Here is a 1,546-nt window from a genome sequence, read left to right as displayed (position 1 = left end):
ATAAATGTAAATAATTATAAATATTTTTTAGAATAATTCTAAATAATACTACCATACTATGAATTATAAAAAGTTCCGTCCATTACAAAGACAACTGTAATGTCTCTAAGATTTATAGATTTCCATGCATATCTACTAACTTAAAAATACGAAAGCCAAGAAGTAAATACTTCTTGGCCTTTATCTAAGCTTTGTATATATTAAGCAGTTTTTCTAGTCTTTTCTTTTTTATTCATCTTATCGTTTATATAATCAATAACTACTGCTATAGCATTATCTCCAGATACATTGGCAGCTGTACCAAAACTATCTTGAGTTAAGTATAGAGCTATCATTAAACTTGCAAGACCACCATCTGATGGTATACCTATCATTGGTAAGAAAGGTAGTGCACTCATTATTGCCCCACCTGGTGCTCCTGGTGCTGCAACCATTGCTATACCTAACATTAATATAAATGGCATTATTACTGATAATCCAAAGTCCATATTGTTCATCATTAATACTGCTACTGCAAATGATGTAACTGATATTATTGAACCTGATAAGTGAATTGTTGCACAAAGTGGCACACAGAATTCTCTTATTTCTTTGCTTACTCCGTTATTTTTAGCACATTCAACATTAACTGGTATAGTTGCTGCTGATGATTGAGTACCAACTGCTGTTAAATAACCAGGTATTTGATTTTTTAACATTTGGAATGGGTTTTTCTTAGTTATTGCTCCAGCTACACTAAATTGTATAACTAGATATATTAAGTGCATTGGTATAACTATACAGAATACTTTCCAGAATACTCCTAATATTGCCCAAACTTGGCCTGCATAAGTTATATTAGCAAATGTTCCAGCTATGTATATTGGTAATAAAGGTATAATTACTGTTGCTAAAGTTTTTGTAACTATTTCTTGGAACTCTTGGAATACTTTATGTAGCGTTTCCCCTTTACCATGATTTCTAAGAGCTGAAATACCAAGTCCCATAGTAAATGCGAAAACAATAGCTGCTGTTACATCCACCATTGGTTCTAATGGTATAGTAAAGAATGCAGATAACATTCCTGCTTCTGGATCACCTATTTGTGATGCTACACTTGAATCAATAAATGCAGGAAATACACTTGATGCCACAAGGAAAGCGATTGTCCCAGCAACAATAGTAGAACCATAAGCTATTCCTGTTGTTATTCCTAATAATTTTCCTGCCCCTGTTGCTAAATCTGCTATACCTGCTGTTACAAATCCTATTATTATAAATGGTATAACAAATTTTAAAAATGCTGAAAATAAAGTACTTGCAGTTATTAACACCCTAACTAATCCTTCTGGTGCAAAACTTCCTAAGATGATACCTACCACAATCCCCATTATAAGTTTAGGTACTAATCCTATTTTTTTCTTCATATCTCTTTCTCCTCCAAAAACTTCTATATTTTTACAATTCCATTATCCATTATATAAACATTGTTCTTAATATGTCAATGTCTCCTTTCTTGTTTTTTTCATATTATTTTTTTCATATAAATAAATATTTTCGACTTTTT

At 31.4% G+C, this 1,546-nt stretch carries 1 protein-coding gene; it reads right to left on the bottom strand.

Annotated elements, in window-relative coordinates; all coding sequences use genetic code 11:
- Positions 1 to 200 precede the first annotated feature (200 nt).
- The gene (locus tag NSA58_RS19950; RefSeq protein WP_039678110.1) at positions 201 to 1,406 is read right to left on the bottom strand and encodes a dicarboxylate/amino acid:cation symporter; all 1,206 of its coding nucleotides are present in this window, start codon (positions 1,404 to 1,406) and stop codon (positions 201 to 203) included.
- Between the last annotated feature and the right edge of the window lie 140 nt (positions 1,407 to 1,546).

The organism is Terrisporobacter muris, assembly GCF_024621905.1.
GTDB lineage: Bacteria > Bacillota > Clostridia > Peptostreptococcales > Peptostreptococcaceae > Terrisporobacter > Terrisporobacter muris.
This window is presented reverse-complemented; position numbering and strand designations above follow the sequence as displayed.